This window comes from Sphingobium sp. TCM1 (assembly GCF_001650725.1).
Classification (GTDB): domain Bacteria; phylum Pseudomonadota; class Alphaproteobacteria; order Sphingomonadales; family Sphingomonadaceae; genus Sphingobium.
The window spans coordinates 49199-64700 of the sequence record NZ_LXVX01000018.1 but is presented as its reverse complement, the minus strand read 5'-3'; the positions used below and the strand labels follow the sequence as shown (position 1 = coordinate 64700).

The window sequence follows — 15502 nt, the reverse complement described above, 5'->3', positions numbered from 1 at the left end:
TATCAGCATGGCCAAGTTCCTGATCGTCGAAGCGCGCTTCTACGACCATCTCAACGACCTGCTGATCGAAGGCGCGAAGGCCGCGCTGGACGATGCCGGCCACAAATATGAGGTGGTGACGGTGCCGGGCGCGCTGGAGATTCCCGGCGCGGTGGCGATGGCGGCGGAAACCGGCCGCTATGACGGCTTCGTCGCGATCGGCGTCGTGATCCGCGGCGAAACCTATCATTTCGAAGTGGTGTCGAACGAAAGCGCGCGCGGCCTGATGGCGCTCAGCATGGACGGCATCGCCATCGGCAACGGCATCCTGACCGTGGAAAATGAGGAGCAGGCGCTGGTGCGCGCCCGTCCCGACCAGAAGGACAAGGGCGGCGAAGCGGCCAAGGCGGCGATCGCCATGCTGGCGCTGCGCGAAAAATTCGGCGCCTGATCCGGCCCCGAAGACTGGCAGGAAAAAGCCCGGCCGAACCCGATGTCCGGCCGGGCTTCTGATTCAGGCCGCCGCCTTTTCCTGCTCCAGCGTCGGATAGTCGGTATAGCCCTCGGCCGTTGGACCATACCAGGTCGTCATCTCCCGGGGCGGGTTGAGCGGCGCGTCGGTCCGAAGGCGCTCGACCAGATCGGGATTGGCCATCAGTGGGCGGCCGAAGCTGATCGCGTCTGCCAGCCCGCTGGCCAGGTCCGCCTGCGCCCGCTCCGCGTCATAATCGCTGTTGAGCACCAGCGGCCCCTTGAAATGCTGGCGGATCAGCGGGGACTGGCGCGGGACGTCGGTGGCGCCGAAGGTGCCGTCCGGTCCGGGTTCGCGCAATTCCAGGAAGGCAATGCCGATCGCGTCGAGTACATCGGCGGCATGGGCAAAGAGGCTGGCCGGATCGCTGTCGTTCACCCCCTGCGAATCGCCGTTGGGCGACAGGCGCACCGACACGCGGTCAGCGCCGATCGCATCCACCACCGCCTGCGTCACCTCGCCCAGCAGGCGCACGCGATTTTCGACGCTGCCGCCATAGGCATCGTCGCGGAAATTGCTGTTGTCGCGAAGGAATTCGTCGATCAGATAGCCGTTCGCGGCATGGATCTGCACCCCGTCGAAGCCGGCGGCGATCGCATTGTGCGCAGCGCGGACATAGCTGTCGATCAGCCCCGGAATTTCCTCCAGCGCCAGCGGCCGCGCGGTCTCGTAGGGCTTCTTGCCCTCATAGGTATGCGCGTCGCCGGGCGCCGCGGTAGCGCTGGCAGACACCGGCTGCTCGCCGGTCACGCTGCTGTGGACGGCGCGGCCCATATGCCAGAGCTGGACGATGATCCGGCCGCCCTTGTCATGCACGGCCTGCGTCACCGGCTTCCAGGCGGCGACCTGCTCGTCGGACCAGATGCCCGGCGCATAGGGCCAGCCCAGCCCTTGGCGGGAAATGCCGGTCGCCTCGCTGATGATCAGGCCGGCCGAGGCGCGCTGTGCATAATAATCGGCCATGATCGGGGTGGGTACATGGTCGCGGGTGGCGCGACCGCGGGTCAGCGGGGCCATCAGCACGCGGTTGGGCGCGCTGACCGCGCCGAGTTGGACGGGATCGAACAGGGTCGTCACGAAATTCTCCCTCATCATGGTTGCAAAATGCAACGGGACTTGATGCGCAAAGCCAGCTAGGGAGCCGCCATGCCGACTTCAACCCCTGCCGCGACAATCATCATGCCGCGCGCCGCCTTTCCCGCCCTGATCCTGGCGAACCTGATCCTGCCGCTGGGGCCGGTGCTGGTGCGACTCTCGGACGTCGGCCCGGTCGCAGCGGCCTTCTGGCGCCTCAGCCTCGCCTTGCCCTTCCTCGTCCTGCTGGCGCTGCCGGGACTGAAGCGCACGCCGCCCATGCGGCGTGAATGGATCGCCCTCGCTCTGTCCGGATTGGTGTTCGCGCTGGACCTCGCGGCCTGGCATATCGGCATTCTCTACACCAAAGTCGCCAATGCCACGATTTTCGGAAATCTGAGCGGCCTGTTCCTGCCCGCCTGGGCGCTGCTGGTGCTGCGCCAGCGCCCGACAGCGATCCAGGCCGCCGCGCTGGCGCTGGCCGGCACGGGCGCGCTGATGATGATGGGCGGCAGCTATGAACTGTCCATCGGCAATTTCCATGGCGACCTGCTCTGCCTGCTCGCGGGGATATTCTACACCGCCTATCTGCTGATCGTGCAGGGCGCGCGCGAACGGCTCGACGCCTGGTCGGTGCTGGCGGCGTCGAGCGCGGCAAGCACCCCGGTGCTGCTGCTCTGCGCGCTGGCGCTGGGCGAAACCATCATGCCGCACGACTGGACGCCGCTCATCCTGCTCGCCCTGTCCAGCCAGCTGGTCGGCCAGGGGCTGCTCACCTACGCAATCGGCTGGTTCTCGCCGCTGGTCCTGGGACTGAGCCTGCTGCTGCAACCGGCCGTGTCGGCGCTGCTGGGGTGGCTGCTGTTCGACGAGTGGCTGGGTCCGATCGACATGCTGGGAACGGCGGCAGTGGCGGCCGCGCTGGTGCTTGTGCGCCTGCCGGGACGCGCCTGATTTGCTGGCCGCGATTTCCGAGCCCTCCGCTGTTCCATCTGACGGGAAATCGCTCTAGGTTGCCCGGCATGAGCGACATCTCCGACCTCACCCTCGATGAAATCCGTGCCCTGCTGGCGCCCGGGCTGGCGCGCCACGCCGCCTTCGACGGCTGGCGACCCCAAGCGGTTGCGATGGCGTCGGCGGAGAAAGGCGTCGATGCCGAAATCGCCCAGCTCGCCTTCGCCGACGGCGCGGTCGACATGATCGACGCCTGGTTCGCCAGCATCGACGCCCGGATGAGCGACGCGCTCCCCGCCGAGGCGCTGGCGACATTGTCGATTCGTCGGAAGATCATCGCCCTGGTCGAAGCCCGGCTGGCGCTGCTGGCGCCCGATCGCGAAGCGTTGCGTCGCGCGCTCGCCATCCTCGCCCTGCCGACTAACGCCCCGCGCGCGGCAAAGCTGGCTTGGCGCGCGGCCGACATCATGTGGCGCGCCGCCGGCGACACCGCGACCGATTTCAATCACTACAGCAAGCGCACGACGCTGACTGCGGTCTATGCCTCCACCCTGCTGGTCTTCGTCGATGACGAGAGCGAGGACCATGCCGACAGCCGCGCCTTCCTCGCGCGCCGGATCGAGGGCGTGATGCGGTTCGAACAGGCCAAGGCCAAATGGAAGGGCATCGGCGGCGGCGAACGGCTCAGTCTGTCGCGCTTCATCGGTCGGCTGCGCTATCCGCCAGCATGATCTGCCGTCGCGGGGCCACGATTCCCGCTGGCCATTTCGTATCGGTATTGATAGTCACTCGCAGAAATAGCCTGTGAGTGCTTTCCCTTGCGTCTGACCGACCTGCCTTTGCGCCAACCCGCCTATGTCGACCTGATCGACTGGTCCGCCCTCTCCGCTATCGAGGGGCAGCGCCTGCGGGAATTCGGCCTGTGCGAGGGCGCTAGCGTCGAAACGCTGCACCATGGTGGCTTTTTCGGACGCGGGCCTATCGCCTGCCGGATCGGCCGCATGACCATCGCCATGCGCCGCAATCATGCTGCCGCCGTGACCGTCCGTACTGGACCGCAGGAGGGCGACGCATGAGCGGCCTGCCCCTGATCGCGCTGGTCGGCAATCCCAATGCGGGCAAGAGCGCGCTGTTCAACGCCCTGACCGGCGCGCGGCAGAAGCTCGGCAATTATCCGGGCGTGACGGTGGAGCGCAAGGCCGGCCGCTTGTCGCTGTCGGACGGCCGCCCGGTCGAGCTGGTCGATCTGCCCGGCACCTACAGCCTGGACTCGGCCAGCCCGGACGAGCAAGTGACGCGCGACGTGGTGATGGGCCGGCAGGTCGGCGAGAGACGGCCCGATGCCCTGGTGATCGTAGTCGACGCGGCCAATCTGGACAATCATCTGCGCTTCGCGCTGGAACTGATCGCGCTCGGCCTGCCGACGATCGTCGCGCTCAACATGGTGGACCTCGCCACCCGCGACGGGCTGGAACTGGACGCCGCCATCCTGTCGCGCGAACTGGGCGTGCCGGTCGTTTCGACCGTGGCAGTGCGCAAGCGCGGGCTCGATCATCTGCGCACCGAACTGGAAAGCCTGCTGAACGGCGCGCCGCGCCCCTATCCTGCCGGACAGGACCGGGATTTCGACGCGACCCGGCGCGAAGCGCAACGGATCGCGCGCGCCACGATCGTGCGCGAAACGCCCTCGCGTCGCCTCACCGCGGCGGTAGACAGGGTCGCTCTGCATCCCGTCTTCGGCCTCATCCTGCTGCTCGGCCTGCTCTTCATCATGTTCCAGGCGGTCTATGCCTGGTCGGAAGCGCCGATCGCCATGATCGAGGGCTTTGCCGAAGCGGCCGCCAACGCGGCCCGAGACGCCCTGCCCGACGGCATTCTCCGCTCCTTCCTGGTCGACGGCGTCATCAATGGCGTGGGTTCGGTGGTGGTGTTCCTGCCGCAGATCCTGATCCTCTTCTTCTTCATCCTGATGCTGGAGGCGACCGGCTACATGGTCCGCGCCGCCTTCCTGATGGATGGGCTGATGGCGAAGGTGGGCCTTTCGGGCCGCGCCTTCATTCCGCTGCTTTCCTCCTTCGCCTGCGCCATTCCCGGCATCATGGCCACGCGCACCATCTCCGACCCCAGAGACCGGCTGACCACCATCCTGATCGCGCCGCTGATGACCTGTTCGGCGCGCCTGCCGGTCTATGCCGTCATCATCGGCGCCTTCATCCCGGCTCGCGACATTTTCGAGTTCGGGGGGGGCCTCGGCATCGGCCTCCAGGGCTTCGTGCTCTTCTGCCTCTATGTCGCGGGCATCGTCGGCGCCATGCTGGTCGCCCTCATCCTGCGGCTCACCGTCACCAAGGGCGCGAGCGGCGGCTTCCTGATGGAAATGCCCAAATATCAATGGCCGCGCCCGCAGGACATCCTGCTTGGCCTGTGGCAGCGCGCGATCATCTTCCTCAAGCGCGCGGGCACCATCATCTTCGCCTCGACCGTGATCCTGTGGCTCCTGCTCAGCTTCCCGCGCGTGCCGGACGGCGATCCCACCAGCCAGGTCGACCATTCGATCGCGGGCCGGATCGCGAGCGGCCTCAATGTCGTGCTCGAACCGATCGGCTTCAACCGCGACATTTCGCTGGCGCTGATCCCCGCCATGGCCGCGCGCGAAGTCGCCGTGTCGGCGCTCGCGACCGTCTATTCGATCGACGCGGGCGATGACGAGGCAGCGCTGGAACAGAGCCTGGGCGACCGGCTCAAGAACCAGTGGCCGCTGCCGACCGCCCTCGCCTTCCTTGCCTGGTTCATCTTCGCGCCCCAGTGCATTTCCACCATCGCGGTGACGCGGCGCGAGACCAATGGCTGGAAATGGCCGATGTTCATGGTCGGCTATCTCTTCGTGCTGGCCTATGTTGCGGCGGGCCTGACCTATTGGACCGCGACGGCGCTGGGCGTGGGATAAGGGGGATTGGCCGGCGACCGGAAAGGTCGTTCGGCACGCCCAGCCGCTCTCCAACCGCGGTTCGCGATTTTGCGGCGGATCAAGGCCGGGCGCTCCATGACGGGATAACGGGGCCGGACATCGACCCACGGACGTCCACCCATGCCCACCCTGCCCTTCCTTCTTTCCGTCTGGGCGCTGCTGCTGACGCCTGGCCCCACCAACATGCTGATGGCGCTGTCCGGCGCGCAGGGCGGATGGCGCCGGACGGCACGGCTCGTGCCGGTGGAAATGGCGGCCTATCTGGCCGTCGTGCTGCCGGTCGCGATGCTGGGGACGGAGGTCATGGCCGACTGGCCCCGACTGGCGCAGACGGTCAAGCTCGCGGCAGCGGCATGGGCGCTCCATCTGGCGCTGGCGCTGTGGCGCACGCCCATGGAGGGGGCCGTCGCACCCGCCGTGGACGCACGCCGGCTGTTCGTCACCACCCTCCTCAATCCCAAGGGGCTGATCGTCGCGCTGGCGCTCTTGCCGCCGCCGCGCGCACCGGCCTTCCTGCCGCATGTTGCCCTGTTCGCTGCCTCCATTTTCCTCTGCGCGCTGTTCTGGGCGGCACTGGGCGGGCAATGCGGGGGCCGTGGCGACGGGCACCGGGCGCCCTGGCTCCGCCGCGCGGCCGCATCCTGGCTGGCGCTGCTTTCGGGCGGCCTCGCCCTTGGCGCGCTGGCGCATTGAACCTGCGCCCAAGTCCGTTCTGGACCTCCCAAAACAGGCCGCTATAAGGGCCGGCTAACGCGTTGGAGGAAACATGGCAGGCTCGGTCAACAAGGTCATTCTGGTCGGCAATCTCGGCGCCGATCCGGAGGTCAAGAGCTTCCAGAATGGCGGCAAGGTGTGCAATCTGCGCATCGCCACGTCCGAAAGCTGGAAGGACCGCATGACCGGGGAGCGCAAGGAGCGCACCGAATGGCATAGCGTCGCCATCTTTTCCGAAGGGCTGGTGGGCGTCGCCGAACGCTTCCTGCGCAAGGGATCGAAAGTCTATATCGAGGGCCAGCTGCGCACTCGCAAGTGGCAGGACCAGTCGGGCAATGACCGCTACACCACCGAAGTCGTGCTTCAGGGGCTGGGATCGGTGCTGACCATGCTGGACGGCGCGCCGGGCGCCGGCGGCCAAGGCGGCGGCGGCGGCCGTTCGCAGGGCGTGAGCGACTGGAGCGGCGGATCGAGCGGCTTTGGCGGCGGCGACTATGATGATTTCGGCGGCGGTCAGGGCGGCGGCTTCGGCGGCGGACGCGGCTCGTCGGGCGGCGGCAATTTCGGCGGCGGCAGCCGTGGCGGTGCGGGCAGCCCCAATTTCGACAATGACCTGGATGATGAAGTGCCCTTCTGAGGCGCACGCTGCCAGGACATGAAAAAAGGGCGGCTCCCCCCTCGGGGGCCGCCCTTTTTGCTGGCCGCCCGCCCTCCGGCGGGCCGCGATGGTCCGATCAGCGGGCCAGCTCTTCCTGGGCGAAGGCGCGGATATGATCCTTGAGATCGGCGCGCTCCAGCGCCAGCGCGAGATTGGCCTCGATATAGCCGGCCTTGGACCCGCAGTCGAAGCGGCGGCCGTCGAAGGTCACGCCGTGGAACGGCTGGCTCCCGATCATGGAGGCCATGGCGTCGGTCAGCTGGATTTCCCCGCCCGCGCCTTTTTCCTGGGTCTCCAATATCTTCATCACCTGCGGTTGCAGGATATAGCGGCCCGGCACGATCAGGTTCGACGGCGCGGAGCCGAGCGCGGGCTTTTCCACCAGCCCCTTCACCTCGGTCAGCGCGCCATCGCGGGCGCCCGGATCGATCACGCCATAGCTGGGCGTCTGGTCCATGGGGATTTCGAGCGCGCAGACCAGATTGCCGCCGACCTTGTCATAGGCGTCGACCATCTGCTTGAGGCAGCCACGGCCGGGCGCGCCCTTCATGAATTCATCCGGCAGCAGGATGGCGAAGGGCTCGTCGCCCACGATGTCGCGGGCCACCCAGATCGCATGGCCCAGGCCCAGCGGCTCCTGCTGACGCAGGAAGACCGCGTTGCCCGGCATCAACCGCGTGCCGTCCAGCGCGGACAGATCCTTGCCGCGTTCGCGCTGGGTCGCCTCAGCCTCGTAGGCGATGTCGAAATAATCCTCGATCGCGCCCTTCCCCCGGCCGGTGACGAAGATCATCTGCTCGATCCCCGCCTCGCGAGCTTCGTCGACCGCATATTGGATCAGTGGCCGATCCACCACGGGCAGCAATTCCTTGGGTACCGCCTTTGTTGCTGGAAGAAAACGGGTGCCAAGACCGGCAACCGGAAAGATGGCTTTGCGAATAGGCTTGTGAGACATGCTGCTCCATTCTCGCTGCAACGCGAAAAACGCGTCTGGAATCGCGTGAAAGACCGTAGAGATATGCGCTTGCGCGCGCAACAACGCCTCAGACGGCGAGAAGTCTTTGCGCGACCTGTTCCAGCGCGGATATTTCCGTTTCGAGCTGGTCCAGGCTGACATGCACCTGATTGTTGCGCTGGTCGCGGCAGGCGAAACCGCCCGGTTCGGGCTGCTGGAAGCCCTGGATGATGAGCGCACGGAACCGGTCGATCCGCTGCATGTCGCGCTCGATCGCGGATATTTCGGTCAGCGCGCTGGCGTTGCGCCGGTCGCGCATCGCCACCATCGTGCGCAACTCGGTCATCAGCTTGGTCATGGTCGGCCGGGTTCGCGCGCCGATGGTGCGGACGTCCCCCATCGCATCGCGCAACATGCCGATCTTGGCCTCCAGGCTCTGCTCCAGCATGGTCCAGGCACAGACGAGCCGTCCCACCGCGCATAGCAGTGCCGCATCTTCCGGCGCATAGCCCGATACCGGCTTCACAGACATATCCGAAACAAGTTGCACACCCACGCCCGAAAACTCCTCTTATGGCCAAAGTCCTGCACAAAAGCGGAGGAAAAAGGCCAGAGCGGACGGACGCTCTCCCCGCACCAGCGGCACGGACCATCGGCAGACGTGCTAAATCGACGGCGAACCGAGTCGCGCACGCCAAGGGTCAGAAATCGATCGCGATTCCCTTTCGCTCCCAATCGCCATAGCGCACCGGGCTCAATTCCTCGTCATGGCGCGACGGGCTGTCGATCGGGTCGGGCTGCGGCACAGGCGGGCTTTTGGAGAGATGAGCGGGCGGCTTTACATGCGCCGGGCGCTTGCCGTTGAAACGTCCCATAAGGCGGCCTTTCGATTGCGGGCGGGGCTTATCCACCCCATATTCATGCTGTCCGGGCTATCTGGGCCGCAAAGGAGCGAAGTGCAAGTGAGCGGAATGAAGACGACCATGTTGCTGGCGGCGCTGACGGCGTTGTTCATGGCGCTGGGCTATACGCTGGGCGGCAGCGGCGGCGCGGTAATCGCGCTGCTGGTGGCGGCCGGCATGAACCTCTTTACCTTCTGGAACGCGGACAAGATCGTTCTTCGGATGCACGACGCGCGCGAGGTCGACGCTGGCAGCGCGCCCGACTTCTATAATCTGGTGCGGGAACTGGCGCAGCGGGCGGGACTGCCGATGCCGCGCGTCTATATCATCGACCAGGATGCGCCCAACGCCTTCGCCACCGGCCGCAACCCCGAAAATGCCGCCGTCGCCGCGACCACCGGCCTGCTGTCTATGCTGAGCCGCGAGGAAGTGGCGGGCGTGATGGCGCATGAACTTGGCCATGTGAAGAATCGCGACACCCTCATCATGACGATGGTCGCGACGATCGCCGGCGCCATTTCGATGCTTGCCAATTTCGGCCTCTTCTTCCGCGGGTCGAACGAGGAGAATGGCCATGGCAACATCCTCGCCAGCCTGGCCGCGGTGATCGTCGCGCCCTTCGCCGCGATGATCGTGCAGATGGCGATCAGCCGCACCCGCGAATTTGGCGCCGACCGCGCCGGGGCGGAAATCAGCGGCAATCCCCATGCGCTCGCCTCCGCCCTCGCCAAGATTTCGGGCCGGGCCGAAATGATCCCCAATCCGGTCGCGGAGCGCAACCCGGCGGCGGCGCAACTCTATATCGTGCCGACCCATGTCAGCGAACTCTTCTCCACCCACCCGGCGACCGAAAAGCGCATCGCCGCCTTGCAGGACATTGCGCAGGAGATGGGCGCGCCGGCATTGACCGCAGCCCCGCGCGCGTCCGCCCTGTCACCCGCTCCCCTGTCACCCGCCCCGCGACGCCGCCGCAGCGCGCTCGACCCGCACGGGCGCTGATGGTCGACGAGATCGGCGAGGTCGTAGTCGATGCGGCAGGCGTGGTGCTGCGCCATGCCGGCGGCCTGGTGGTCGACCTGACCGTCGAGCATGTCTTTTCCCGCCACACGGCGCGCTTCTTTCATGGGGTTGGCCGCCGGGTGATCGCGCTGGTCACGCTGGGCGGCAAGCGCATCCCTTCCTCGCTCCGCACCGTGCCCAAGGGCGTCCATGCACGGCCTCGCCGGTCGGACTGGCTGGCGCTCTGGATCGGCATCCTGTCCTGGATCGCCCTGTTCATGGGCATCGGCATCGGCGTCTCCCATTTTCTTTGAGGGCGAAAGCGCGTAGGGGCCGCTGATGCCCCGCCGCCCTGCCCCCCGTTCCGCCGCGCCCCGCGCCGACGATGTCCCCGGCTTTCCCGCGCGCCGCGCCGCTTTGCGGCTGCTGGACGCGGTGCTGCGCCGGGGCGATCCGCTGGAGCTGGCGCTGCATGGCGCCGCGCAGGGGCTGCCGCCCGCCGACCGCGCGCTGGTTCACGCGATCGCCGCCGAGGTGCTGCGGCACCTGCCCGATCTCGACGCGCTGATCGACGGCGCGACGAAGCAGGTGCTGCCCGACGATGCCAAGGCGCGGATGGTGCTGCGCATCGCGCTCGCGCAGGTGCTGCGGATGGACACCCCGCCCCATGCCGCGATCGCCACCGCCCTGCCCCTGGTCGATGGCGGCCCGCGCAAGCTGGTCCATGGCGTGTTCGGCACGGTGACGCGCAGTGCGCCCGCCCTCCCCGATCCGCCGACCCTGCCCGCACCGGTCGCCGAGCGCTGGGCGCGCCAATGGGGCGAGGCGATGCCGCAAGCGGCGGCGCGCGCCTACGCCGTGCGCCCGCCGGTCGACGTCAGCCTGCGCGATGCGAATGCGACAGCGACATGGACAGATGAACTGGGTGGCGTCTCCTTCGCGCCCGGCCATGTGCGCCTGCCCACCAATCCCGATCAGGGCGGCGCGGCCATCCCAGACCTGCCGGGCTTCGCCGAGGGCGCCTGGTGGGTGCAGGACATCGCCGCCGCCTGCGCCGCGCGCCTGCTGGGACCGGGCACCGGCGAAGATGGGCCGCGCCATGTGCTCGACCTGTGCGCCGCGCCCGGCGGCAAGACGATGCAGCTCGCCGCCGCAGGCTGGCGCGTTACCGCCGTCGACCAGTCGAAGAAAAGGCTGGAGCGGCTGGCCGAGAATCTCGCCCGCACCGGCCTGTCCGCCGACATCGTGCAGGCCGACCTGCGGCAGTGGCAACCCGACGCACCGGTGGACGCCATCCTGCTCGATGCGCCCTGTTCGGCGACCGGCATCTATCGCCGCCATCCCGACGTGCTGCACCGCATCGGTCCGCGCCAGATCGCGGAACTGGCGGAATTGCAGGGTGAGCTGCTTGCCCGCGCCGCGGCGTGGGTCAAGCCGGGCGGGCGCATCGTCTACGCCACCTGCTCGCTCGAACCGGCGGAGGGCGAGGAACAGGTCGAACGCTTCCTGGCCGCCCATCCCGATTTCACGCTGCTGCCGGCCGAAGCGGGCGAACTGCCAACAGGCATGGCGCCGACGCCGCAGGGCTGGCTGCGCAGCCTGCCCGACATGCTGGACGCCCAGGGCGGCGTCGACGGATTCTTCGTCGCGCGACTTGCAAAGCGGGCCAACTAAGCCTTAACCATAAGGGCTCAGAATGGATCGTCCGTTTCACAAGGTGCGCCGCCCATGCGTCCGACCGAGCCATTGCCGCTGAACCATAGCTGGCCGCTCTATGCGCTGCGCGACCATCTGTCGCCGGTGCTTCTCGATCCGACCATCGCCCGCAACGATATCGCGCTGGCCGAACGGGGCCTGGGCCTCTGGTTCTGCGACCTCCAGGACAACCGTCTGAGCTGGACCGCCGGCGTCTACGACATATTCGGACTGGAGCGGGATCTGGACGTGCCCCGCCCGCTCGCCGTGTCGCTCTACGCTCCGGATTCGCGCGAGCCGATGGAGCGGCTGCGCGCCTATGCGATCCGCCACAAGCGCGGCTTCACCCTGGACGTGGACATCCAACAGGCCGACGGCATGGGCGCCTGCGCGATGCGGCTGATCGCCGCGCCGGTGGTGGACCGCGAAGGGAGCGTGGTCGCGCTCCATGGCGTCAAGCAGTTGCTGCCCCAGGGCGCGGCATCCTCGCCCCGCCTGGACCCGACGATTTTCGTCATGCTTTGAAGGCGGTTGCGCGGGCGCTGGCGAACAATCGCGACTCGTCCCCAAATCCCCGTTGCCCTTGCCCCCGGTGGCGATTAAGGCGAACGGTTAATGACCCGTCCGATCCTCATCTCGCCCTCCATCCTCTCCGCCGACTTCGCCCGCCTGGGCGAGGAGGTACGCGCCATCGACGAAGCCGGCTGCGACTGGGTGCATATCGACGTCATGGACGGCCATTTCGTGCCCAACATCACGATCGGCCCGGCGGTGGTGAAGGCGCTGCGCCCGCATACGAAAAAGACCTTCGACGTCCATCTGATGATCTCGCCGGTCGATCAGTTTCTGGACGCCTTCGCGGCGGCCGGGTCCGACATCATCACCGTCCATCCGGAGGCGGGGCCTCATATCCACCGCACCGTCCAGCATATCAAGTCGCTGGGCGTGAAGGCGGGTGTGGTGCTCAACCCCGGCACACCGGCCAAGATGCTCGACTATCTGATGGATGATGTCGACCTGATCCTGGTGATGAGCGTCAACCCCGGATTCGGCGGCCAGAGCTTCATCGAGAACCAGCTGCGCAAGATCGAGGCGATCCGCAAGATGATCGACAAGTCGGGCCGCGACATCCATTTGCAGGTGGATGGCGGCATCGACTTCACCACGGCGCCCAGGGCGATCGAGGCCGGCGCCGACGTGCTGGTGGCCGGCACCGCCACCTTCCGCGGCGGCGCGCAAGCCTATGCCGACAATATCCGGAAGCTGCGGGGCGGGTGAGCGAGCCCCGGCGCATCTCGGCCCGTTCCCGGCCCGAAGCGCCGTCCGCCGATGCCGGCGCCGACGGCATCGAGCAGGGCAAGCGCCTGATCCGCGTTGCGGATGACAAGGGGCTGTCCCTGGCCCAGCGGATCGCCAATCATTTCTACCTGCTGAGCTGGAAGACGCCGATCCACGGCCGCAAGCTCAAGGGCAAATATCCGCTCAAATTGCTCGCCGTGCCCGATGACGAGGTGCCGGGGGACGGACGCGCCGGGGCGGCGATCCGGGCCGGCTATTTCCTGTTCCGGGGGCAGAAGCAGCCGATCGCCACGCTCGACTTCGCCCGGCTTTCGGCCAGCCCCGCCTTTGCCGACTATCTGCACGGCTTCCGCTGGCTGCGCGATCTCGCCGGCAGCGCGTCGCGGGAGCAGGGCGCCCCGATCGCCGAGGCGGTGATGCGCAAATGGCTGGACGCCCATGCCGAAACCCCCAGCGAACCGGCCTGGCGCGCCGACAATGCCGGCTGGCGCCTGCTCTTCTGGACCGCCCACGCGCCGCTGATCCTTTCCTCCAGCGACCTCGTCTACCGATCGCTGGTGCTCAACTGCATCGCGCGCACCGCCCGCCATCTCGACCGGAGCGCCGACAAGGCGCCGATGGGCCTGCCGCGCCTTGTCGCCTGGAGCGCGATCCTGGCCGCCGCGCTGCTGATCCCCGGCGGGGAAGCGCGACGGATCTTTGGCGAAGCGGGCCTCAAGCGCGCGATCGAGAGCAGCTTCCATCCCGATGGCGGCATCGTCTCGCGATCCCCGCTGGCGCAGCTGGAGGCGATCATGGCGCTGGCCATGCTGCGCGCCGTCTATGACGTGCGGCGGGAAAAGGCGCCCGCCTGCCTGACCGACGCCCTTACCCGCGCAGTGCCCGCGCTGCTGGCCCTCACCCATGGCGATGGCGGGCTGGGCAACTGGCAGGGCGCGGGCGCGATCGCGCCGCAGACGGTCGAGGCGGTGGTGCAGGCCAGCCGGGTGCGCGCCCGGCCGCTGCGTCAGGCCCGCGACTGGGGCTATCAGCGGATCGCCGCCGGCACGACCGTGATCCAGATCGACGGCGCCCCGCCGCCGGTCGCGCGCCTCGCCGAAGCGGGCTGCGCCTCCACCGGCGCGATTGAGATCAGCGACGGGCCGGCGCGCCTGATCGTCAATTGCGGCGGTGCCGGGCTGGAAGGCGCGTGGATTCCCCGCGACCTGGCGCAGGGGCTGCGCACCACCGCGGCGCACAGCACGCTCGTCCTCAAGGACAGCAATTCCACCGCCCTGCTGCCCGACGGCACGCTGGGCAAGGGCGTGACCGAAGTCGAGCTGAACCGGCAGGAACTGGACAATGGCAGCCGGCTGGACCTCTCCCATGACGGTTATGTCCGCCGACTGGGCTATATCCATCGCCGCCTGCTGTTGCTGAGCGGCGACGGCAAGGAAATCCGGGGCGAAGACATGCTGACCCCGGCCGAGCGACGGCGCAGGCCCGGCAAGCAGCCGGTGGAACTGCGCTTCCACCTCGCGCCCGGGGTGGAGCCGACGCTGACGGCGGACAATCAGGGCGCCCTGCTCCGCCTCGATCTCGGCGCACCCTGGCAGTTCCGCACCGGGACGGGCCTGCTCAGCGTCGAGGAAAGCCTCTGGGTCGATGGCGATGGCCGTCCCCATACCACCCGGCAGCTGGTCGTGACCAGCGAGGCGCTGCCCGGCGGCTCCAGCATCGGCTGGCTGCTCAAGCGGATGGCGTGAAGAGGGGCATCAGGCCGCCCGATCAGCCGCACAGATAGTCGCCGCTCTCGATCCGCGCCAGCCCGGCCGGATCGCGCGCATAGACATAGACCCAGGCCTCGACTGGCCCCGTCGGCCCCTCGACCACCATCCGCGCGCGCCGATATTCGTGCGGCGCGGGGGACAGCGGATCGCATTCCTCATAGCGATCCAGCCAGGCGAGGGTGGCATCGGCATCCTCCAGCGCCAACAGGTCGCCCGCCACCGGCCCGCCCGCGCCCGGCACGAAGCCCGGATAATCGGCGACCCGGTATAGCGCCCCGCCGATGCTGGCAGGCCCGACAAGCCGCGCCTCCGCCCATAGCCGCCGCGCCATCGCCCCGTCGAACCCGGCGCGAAGCGTCCCATAGACGAAGAGAAGGGGAGCACTCATGAAACCTCCGGAATTTTTCGCCACATTGCGGCAATTTTCCCCAAAAGGCAGAATTTTTTACACACGTCCAATTGGACTGGATCGAGGAAATGCGCGCAATTCCGCCAGAAACCGAAATTGGCACGCTCCCTGCAAAACTGCCGGCATCAAGGCCGGATGGTCCGGCCACTACATCAAGGAGTATCAGCCATGTCCATCGCCAAGTTCCAGAACGCCGCCCTCGCCCTCGTCGGCGCCGTCATGCTCGCCAGCCTGTTCGTCGGCGCAGCCGTCCCGGTGGTGCCGATCGCCTGATCGGCTCCGCCTCCCCATCCTAATATATCCAAGCAGAAGGCCAGACTCATGAACAACAGCTTCACCCTCGACCGCCGCAACGGCAAGATCATGGGCGTGTGCGCGGGCATCGCCAACCGCACCGGCATCGATGTCACATTGCTCCGCGTCGCGCTGGTCCTGCTGACGCTCTGCGCGCTGGGGCCGATTGGCGTCGTGGCCTATCTGCTCGCTGGCTGGCTGGCGGAGGGCTGATGCCTTCCCGGCCCGCGGTCGTCCCCATTCACAGTCGCTGCAAAGTAAAAAGGCCGCCCTGGTTCAACCCAGGAGCGGCCTTTTGGCA

19 protein-coding genes are annotated in these 15502 nt (G+C 67.7%); 14 read left to right on the top strand and 5 right to left on the bottom strand.

Going from position 1 to position 15502, the window contains the following annotated elements:
• Positions 1–7: 7 nt before the first annotated feature.
• Positions 8–430 (top strand): 6,7-dimethyl-8-ribityllumazine synthase, encoded by a 423-nt coding sequence (ribH, locus tag A7Q26_RS14470; protein ID WP_066860983.1) that lies wholly within the window; start codon positions 8–10, stop codon positions 428–430.
• Between the two features lie 63 nt (positions 431–493).
• Here the strand turns inward: ribH and A7Q26_RS14465 are convergent, their stop codons facing one another.
• Positions 494–1588 (bottom strand): alkene reductase, encoded by a 1095-nt coding sequence (locus A7Q26_RS14465; protein WP_066861085.1) that lies wholly within the window; start codon positions 1586–1588, stop codon positions 494–496.
• A 69-nt stretch (positions 1589–1657) separates the two neighbouring features.
• Between A7Q26_RS14465 and A7Q26_RS14460 the strand changes: the two genes are divergently transcribed.
• The 6 genes from A7Q26_RS14460 to ssb all read left to right on the top strand — a co-directional run bounded on the left by A7Q26_RS14460 (position 1658) and on the right by ssb (position 6858).
• Positions 1658–2539 (top strand): DMT family transporter, encoded by an 882-nt coding sequence (locus A7Q26_RS14460; RefSeq protein WP_066860982.1) that lies wholly within the window; start codon positions 1658–1660, stop codon positions 2537–2539.
• 68 nt (positions 2540–2607) lie between these two features.
• Positions 2608–3270 carry a COQ9 family protein gene (locus A7Q26_RS14455; RefSeq protein ID WP_066860979.1) on the top strand — a complete coding sequence of 221 codons (663 nt, stop codon included), beginning with the start codon at positions 2608–2610 and terminating at the stop codon, positions 3268–3270.
• Between the two features lie 87 nt (positions 3271–3357).
• Positions 3358–3615: a FeoA family protein gene (locus A7Q26_RS14450; RefSeq protein ID WP_066860976.1), complete on the top strand. Its 258-nt coding sequence runs from the start codon at positions 3358–3360 to the stop codon at positions 3613–3615.
• Entirely contained in the window at positions 3612–5486 is a 1875-nt protein-coding gene (gene feoB / locus A7Q26_RS14445; RefSeq protein WP_066860973.1) for a ferrous iron transporter B, read from the top strand. The genes A7Q26_RS14450 and feoB overlap by 4 nt, the downstream gene beginning before the upstream one ends.
• A 141-nt stretch (positions 5487–5627) precedes the next feature.
• Positions 5628–6200 carry a hypothetical protein gene (locus A7Q26_RS14440; protein ID WP_066860971.1) on the top strand — a complete coding sequence of 191 codons (573 nt, stop codon included), beginning with the start codon at positions 5628–5630 and terminating at the stop codon, positions 6198–6200.
• A gap of 73 nt (positions 6201–6273) precedes the next feature.
• A complete protein-coding gene (ssb, locus tag A7Q26_RS14435) occupies positions 6274–6858 on the top strand; it encodes a single-stranded DNA-binding protein (protein ID WP_066860968.1) in 585 nt (194 codons plus the stop codon).
• A gap of 97 nt (positions 6859–6955) precedes the next feature.
• Here the strand turns inward: ssb and A7Q26_RS14430 are convergent, their stop codons facing one another.
• The 3 genes from A7Q26_RS14430 to A7Q26_RS14420 all read right to left on the bottom strand — a co-directional run bounded on the left by A7Q26_RS14430 (position 6956) and on the right by A7Q26_RS14420 (position 8709).
• On the bottom strand, positions 6956–7834 hold the full coding sequence (locus A7Q26_RS14430) for a UTP--glucose-1-phosphate uridylyltransferase (protein WP_066860965.1): 879 nt from the start codon (positions 7832–7834) through the stop codon (positions 6956–6958).
• A gap of 88 nt (positions 7835–7922) precedes the next feature.
• Complete coding sequence (locus A7Q26_RS14425; RefSeq protein WP_066860962.1) at positions 7923–8366, bottom strand: hypothetical protein; 444 nt, start codon at positions 8364–8366, stop codon at positions 7923–7925.
• 169 nt (positions 8367–8535) lie between these two features.
• Entirely contained in the window at positions 8536–8709 is a 174-nt protein-coding gene (locus A7Q26_RS14420; protein WP_066860959.1) for a DUF1674 domain-containing protein, read from the bottom strand.
• 87 nt (positions 8710–8796) lie between these two features.
• Here A7Q26_RS14420 and htpX point away from each other — a divergent pair, with 87 nt between their 5' ends.
• From htpX to A7Q26_RS14390, 6 genes are all read left to right on the top strand, one after another.
• Positions 8797–9735, top strand: a complete 939-nt coding sequence (gene htpX, locus A7Q26_RS14415; protein ID WP_232313805.1) for a zinc metalloprotease HtpX — start codon at positions 8797–8799, stop codon at positions 9733–9735.
• Positions 9735–10049 (top strand): hypothetical protein, encoded by a 315-nt coding sequence (locus tag A7Q26_RS14410; protein WP_066860953.1) that lies wholly within the window; start codon positions 9735–9737, stop codon positions 10047–10049. Before htpX ends, A7Q26_RS14410 begins: the two co-directional genes overlap by 1 nt.
• Before the next feature lie 25 nt (positions 10050–10074).
• Positions 10075–11409, top strand: a complete 1335-nt coding sequence (locus A7Q26_RS14405; RefSeq protein WP_066860950.1) for an RsmB/NOP family class I SAM-dependent RNA methyltransferase — start codon at positions 10075–10077, stop codon at positions 11407–11409.
• A gap of 54 nt (positions 11410–11463) precedes the next feature.
• Entirely contained in the window at positions 11464–11955 is a 492-nt protein-coding gene (locus tag A7Q26_RS14400; RefSeq protein WP_066860947.1) for a diguanylate cyclase, read from the top strand.
• A 90-nt stretch (positions 11956–12045) separates the two neighbouring features.
• Entirely contained in the window at positions 12046–12708 is a 663-nt protein-coding gene (rpe, locus tag A7Q26_RS14395; protein ID WP_066860944.1) for a ribulose-phosphate 3-epimerase, read from the top strand.
• A gap of 14 nt (positions 12709–12722) precedes the next feature.
• A complete protein-coding gene (locus A7Q26_RS14390; RefSeq protein WP_066861082.1) occupies positions 12723–14474 on the top strand; it encodes a heparinase II/III family protein in 1752 nt (583 codons plus the stop codon).
• Positions 14475–14496: 22 nt separating this feature from the next.
• Here the strand turns inward: A7Q26_RS14390 and A7Q26_RS14385 are convergent, their stop codons facing one another.
• Positions 14497–14886 (bottom strand): gamma-glutamylcyclotransferase family protein, encoded by a 390-nt coding sequence (locus tag A7Q26_RS14385; protein WP_066860940.1) that lies wholly within the window; start codon positions 14884–14886, stop codon positions 14497–14499.
• A 342-nt stretch (positions 14887–15228) separates the two neighbouring features.
• Here A7Q26_RS14385 and A7Q26_RS14380 point away from each other — a divergent pair, with 342 nt between their 5' ends.
• A complete protein-coding gene (locus A7Q26_RS14380) occupies positions 15229–15414 on the top strand; it encodes a PspC domain-containing protein (protein ID WP_066860937.1) in 186 nt (61 codons plus the stop codon).
• The last annotated feature ends 88 nt before the right edge of the window (positions 15415–15502 follow it).

What these genes read in the sequence shown, in the direction of transcription:
- ribH (WP_066860983.1), top strand. Translation starts at nt 8, where the DNA reads ATGGCCAAGTTCCTGATCGTCGAAGCGCGCTTCTACGACCATCTCAAC.
- A7Q26_RS14460 (WP_066860982.1), top strand. Translation starts at nt 1,658, where the DNA reads ATGCCGACTTCAACCCCTGCCGCGACAATCATCATGCCGCGCGCCGCC.
- A7Q26_RS14455 (WP_066860979.1), top strand. Translation starts at nt 2,608, where the DNA reads ATGAGCGACATCTCCGACCTCACCCTCGATGAAATCCGTGCCCTGCTG.
- feoB (WP_066860973.1), top strand. Translation starts at nt 3,612, where the DNA reads ATGAGCGGCCTGCCCCTGATCGCGCTGGTCGGCAATCCCAATGCGGGC.
- A7Q26_RS14440 (WP_066860971.1), top strand. Translation starts at nt 5,628, where the DNA reads ATGCCCACCCTGCCCTTCCTTCTTTCCGTCTGGGCGCTGCTGCTGACG.
- ssb (WP_066860968.1), top strand. Translation starts at nt 6,274, where the DNA reads ATGGCAGGCTCGGTCAACAAGGTCATTCTGGTCGGCAATCTCGGCGCC.
- A7Q26_RS14430 (WP_066860965.1), bottom strand. Translation starts at nt 7,834, where the DNA reads ATGTCTCACAAGCCTATTCGCAAAGCCATCTTTCCGGTTGCCGGTCTT.
- A7Q26_RS14425 (WP_066860962.1), bottom strand. Translation starts at nt 8,366, where the DNA reads ATGTCTGTGAAGCCGGTATCGGGCTATGCGCCGGAAGATGCGGCACTG.
- A7Q26_RS14420 (WP_066860959.1), bottom strand. Translation starts at nt 8,709, where the DNA reads ATGGGACGTTTCAACGGCAAGCGCCCGGCGCATGTAAAGCCGCCCGCT.
- A7Q26_RS14410 (WP_066860953.1), top strand. Translation starts at nt 9,735, where the DNA reads ATGGTCGACGAGATCGGCGAGGTCGTAGTCGATGCGGCAGGCGTGGTG.
- A7Q26_RS14405 (WP_066860950.1), top strand. Translation starts at nt 10,075, where the DNA reads ATGCCCCGCCGCCCTGCCCCCCGTTCCGCCGCGCCCCGCGCCGACGAT.
- A7Q26_RS14400 (WP_066860947.1), top strand. Translation starts at nt 11,464, where the DNA reads ATGCGTCCGACCGAGCCATTGCCGCTGAACCATAGCTGGCCGCTCTAT.
- rpe (WP_066860944.1), top strand. Translation starts at nt 12,046, where the DNA reads ATGACCCGTCCGATCCTCATCTCGCCCTCCATCCTCTCCGCCGACTTC.
- A7Q26_RS14385 (WP_066860940.1), bottom strand. Translation starts at nt 14,886, where the DNA reads ATGAGTGCTCCCCTTCTCTTCGTCTATGGGACGCTTCGCGCCGGGTTC.
- A7Q26_RS14380 (WP_066860937.1), top strand. Translation starts at nt 15,229, where the DNA reads ATGAACAACAGCTTCACCCTCGACCGCCGCAACGGCAAGATCATGGGC.